This is a genomic window from Streptomyces sp. NPDC020362, from assembly GCF_040642095.1.
GTDB lineage: Bacteria > Actinomycetota > Actinomycetes > Streptomycetales > Streptomycetaceae > Streptomyces.
This window is the reverse complement of the sequence record NZ_JBFAET010000373.1, coordinates 1-4,334: the sequence shown is the minus strand read 5'-3', so window position 1 is coordinate 4,334 and position 4,334 is coordinate 1. Positions and strand designations below refer to the sequence as shown.

Annotated in this window: 3 protein-coding genes; 2 read left to right on the top strand and 1 reads right to left on the bottom strand. The window is 75.0% G+C overall.

Annotated elements, in window-relative coordinates:
• Together AB0H32_RS47050 and AB0H32_RS47045 are read left to right on the top strand one after the other, a co-directional pair.
• Positions 1-180: hypothetical protein (locus AB0H32_RS47050; RefSeq protein WP_361135498.1), on the top strand; the 180-nt coding region annotated here is incomplete at its 5' end.
• Between the two features lie 146 nt (positions 181-326).
• Complete coding sequence (locus AB0H32_RS47045) at positions 327-818, top strand: hypothetical protein (RefSeq protein WP_361135495.1); 492 nt, start codon at positions 327-329, stop codon at positions 816-818.
• Between the two features lie 126 nt (positions 819-944).
• On the opposite strand, the gene AB0H32_RS47040 is transcribed toward AB0H32_RS47045, so the two are convergent.
• Positions 945-4,334: hypothetical protein (locus AB0H32_RS47040; protein ID WP_361135492.1), on the bottom strand; the 3,390-nt coding region annotated here is incomplete at its 5' end.

The window sequence follows — 4,334 nt, the reverse complement described above, 5'->3', positions numbered from 1 at the left end:
GCGGCGCAGCAGGTGGTCCTCGTGCGCGAACTGGTGCACCGGGAGCAGTTCCACGCTGCCGTCGCCCCGAGACGCCGCACCGGGTGTCCGGCCGTGGTCGTCCGGCCGTGGTCGTGCTCGGGGCGGTGGGCCGCCGCCGAGGGCGCCGGAAGTCTCCGCGCAACTCCTGCGACCGCGTGAATCGCTCCCTTCACCTCCGATAGCTTGGAACCACGATGGGAGCCGAAGTGACGTCAAAACGGGGGTAGTTGATGTCAGACGGGGCGCAGCAGAACAGTGGGTCCGGCAACGGTGCGGGTCCCCACGGCGGCGGGACACTTCGTTACGTGCTCGGTTCCGTCATGGTGTCCGTGGTCACCGGACTGCTGTATCAGGTGCACGGCTGCAGCCCGGACACGTCGGACCCGGCTCCTGCATCCACGGTGACGGAGACGATGCCCGCCGACACGCCGACGCCCGAGAACGACGCGCCCTCGTCCCCGAGCGTGTCCGCGGACATCACCCGCATCCTGTTCAGGGGGAGGGACTCCGGGAATCCCGCCTACTCGGACATCGAGGTCGACGTCGACATCAGGGGGTTGCGAGGCCAGGAGTGCGTCATCAAGTGGTCCTCCTACTATCCGGGCAAGAACGGGCAGGCCGACACGGACACCGGCTTCAGCGGACAGCTCTCGACCGGTCTCCTCTCTCGCGACGACGAGGCGCACTGGAACGTCTTCGCCGTCCGCAATGCCCAGTACTCCGGCTGGTCGATGCACGTCTTCGTCTACGCGCCCGACGGCACACTCCTGGATCAGGAGGACGGCCCCACGGGGTGAATCGCCCCGGACACACCGCGGCGGCGATCGGTGCCCGACGGTGACGGTACGGCGGTGCTGCACGTGGGGACCATCGACGGCCCTCCATGCTTGGGCAGGGACGCTCGCAGGCAGCCCGGAGTTCCGTCACCCCGGACGGTGCATGCCGTCGGTCCCCCGCACGAGCGCGCAGGCCTCGGCGACCGCGTCGGGACGGCGGGCCGCCACCAGGGGCAGCGCGGCCGTCCACCGCTGGCCGGCCAGCGCCTGCCGCAGCGCCCACTCGGCGGCCTCCTCGATCAGGGGGTCCGCGTCGGGCCGGCCGGCGTCGGCCGCCAGGCCGCAGGCGAGCCGCGTCCATGCGAGGTCCCGCTGCCAGGGACCGGGCACCTGTTCCAGCAGGGCACGGGCGGCGGGCCGGTCGTCCAGTGCGGCGAGTGCCCTCGCGGTCACGGTCAGGCTGTCGAGGACGGGGTCCGTGAGGATGAACTCCTGGCGTCCGAGGGCGGGATGGGCGCCGAGCGGGCCCCGGTACTCCCCCAACACGTCGGCCGCCGCGCGGGCTTGGGCCGCCGACCAGTCGGGGACAGCGGTGACCGCCCCGGCGGCGGCTCCGGCGAGCAGTACCGGCAGGACGTCGCCGCGGCCGGGCGGAATGCGGGACTCGGGTGCTGTCAGCGCGCTCGACAGATCGCCGACGCGGCACAACAGGGCGGTGGCGCCGGCGACCGCGGATGCCGGGGCCTCGCCGGGCCACACCGGGTCGAGGGCTGCCGCCGCCTCCAGGGCCAGGGTGGCGAAGCGGGTGGCCGCCTCCTGATCGAGGTGCTCCAGCGCGCCGGCCGCATGCGAAGCGAGCGGGAGCACGCGGGAGGGCGCCAGCCCGGAGCCGAGCACGTCGGCGATACCGCGGACGGCCGCGGACACCGTTGCCCTGTCGGTGGCCGGGCAGTGCCGCAGGACCGCGGTGAGGGACTCCACCGTGTCCTGCGCACCGAGCCGCGTGACGGCCCAGCCCACGGCCTGCTGCCGTAACTCGTCGGCCGCGCCCGGACCGTGGAGGCCCGCCGTCGCGACGAGGGCCACGCACTCGGGGACCGCGGCCGTGTCCTGCGATGCGAGTACGGCCGTCGCGAGGCGCCGGGCCTCGTCCTGCTGCCCTGCCGTCACGGCGGCGGCGGTCAGCGCCACCCGTGTCCGGCTCCGCCATCGACGGTCGTCGAGCCGTTTCAGCACGGCATCGGCGGCGGCGCCGTCGCCCGCGCGGGCCAGCGCCACCGCACAACGCCCCAGTGTCTCGTCCGTGTCGGCGAGGGCCCGGGCGGCGTGCGCCGCTCGTACCGCATCGCCGGGGCGGCCGGGGGCCAGCGCCTCGGCGAAGTCGATCAGGGCCCGCTCCGTGCCCGCGCCGGCCCCGTACCGGCCTGGGCGCGCGATCGGCGGCGTGCGCTCGGCCTCGTCCGCCAGGTGGGCCGCGTACCGGGGTTCCCGTTCGACGAGGGTGTCGGCCACCCGGGTCAGTGCTGTGCGCCGGGCGAGGGGTTCTCCGATGCCTCTGGCGATCGACGCCGCCGTGCGCCACTGGCCCTGCCGGGCGCAGGCCTGTGCCAGGGCCGAGCACCATCCGTCGGTTCCGAAGACGGGGCGGAGCGCGTCGAGTGCCTCCGTCCTTCGCGCGGGCTGCCGGACCAGCAGCTCGGCGACCGCGTCGGCAATGCCGGCGCCGATGCCGTTCAGGGCCAGGTGCCGCAGTGATTCCGTCCAGGTGGAACAGTAGGCCGCCAGGGCCTGCCAGCGACCGGCTCCGGCGAGCACGGGCAGGGCCAGCGACTCCAGGCGCGCCTGTTCGCTGCTGCTCAACGGCTGCGGTGGCACGGCGAGCAGCTCCTGCGCCAGCTCTGCGGCCTCGGGCCGACCGGCGTGGCCGCCCACGTACACCATGGAGACCGCGGCGCCGATCCAGCCGTCCGGCTCGTCCTCGCTCCGGTAGCGTGCCAGCAGGTCCAGGGCCTGCTGCCAGTTTCCGCGCAGGGCCAGCACGGTGAGGGCCTGGCGGCGCATCTCCCGGCAGAACGGCGCGGGATGCGGCAGCACGGCCAGCGCGAGCGCCTCCTCCCACCGGTCCAGGGTGCCCAGCGCCCGTAGGCGCAGCGCCCCGCACGCCCCGCCGCACGGCCAGTCGGCAGGGGCCGTGGCGGGGTCGTGGCCGTGCGGGCACGCCTCCTCGATCAGGCGCAGCCCCTCCCGTGCGTCCGGCGCACGCACCGCCAGATCCAGCAGCGCCCGCCGCCGGGCCTCGGGTCCCGTGATGGTGCGCGCGGCGCGCAGTGCCTGTGCAGGATCCCCGGCCTCGCCGAAGGCCTCGCTCAGCGCACCGAGCGCCAGGTCACGGTTGCCCGGTGCGACCCCGCCCACCGCGTGCCAGGCCTCCGCGTCGGCGCCCGCCGCGGCAAGGGCGGCGGGCCAGGCGGCGCGTGCGGTGGCCGGCCAGTTGGGCGCATCGCCGGATGCGCCGTCCGGCAGTCCGTCCGGTGCGAGGCGGTGGCCGTGCCGCGCGAGGGCGGTGAGGGCGCGCAGCCAGATCAGCTGCCGGCAGGCCGGATGGCCGGCGGCGGACCAGGCGGCCCGTACGCCGTCCAGGTCGCCGGCCGCGCCGAAGGACTCGGCGGCCGAGACGAGCACCTCGTCCGTCCACCGGGTGCGCTCGGAACTCAGGGACCGCATCGGACTCCGAGAGTGTTCGGAGCTTTCGGCCGGCTCCCACGGGACGGCGGCGTGTTCCGCGGCCACCATGGCAAGCGCGGCGTGCACGATCGGCACGCCCTCGGGGCTGCCCAGCCTCATCAGCACGCCGCCTGCGCCTGCGGCGGCGAAGGCGGGCACCGACCGGTACGAGGAGGGTGGTGCGCCGTGCACGAGCTCCGCTGCCTTCTCCGCCAGGACGAGCGCGCGTCGTGGTTCGGACTCGGCGAGCAGGTCGGCCAGACGGATCAGGGCGAAGCACCGCGCGCCGTCTTCCGGTATCGCCTCCGCTAGTGCCTGCGCCCGGTCGATCTGCCCGAGCCGGGCCCGCAACAGCGCCAGCCCGCCGTCCTCCACGTCGACCTCATGACGCGCCGTCACCCGGGTGTGTGCCGCGGCCAGCAGGACGGCGGACCGCAGCCCGTCCTCGGTGCCGTCCTGTGCGACCGCGCCTCGGGCGGCCTGCAGTTCCGCCAGCGCGGGGCCGTCGCCGAGCAGCCGGGACGCCATCCGGTCGTGCCGTACGGGGTCGGCGACCACGCGTGCGATGCGCTCCGGGTCGCGTGACGTCACGACCATGCGTCCGTAACCGCTGAGCAGGAAGTGGGGGGTGTCCGCCGGCCAGCCCCGCTCCCGGAAGGTGTCGGCCCAGCGATGGACGCGCTCCTGGAACGAGGGCAGTTCGTCACCGAGCAGCCGCAGTGCGGTGGCCGGCAAGGTGTCGTGCGCGAAGACGAGCGCGGTGCGGACCCGGTCGTTGCCGTCGAGGAAGACGGGGAACGTGCGCTCGGCCAG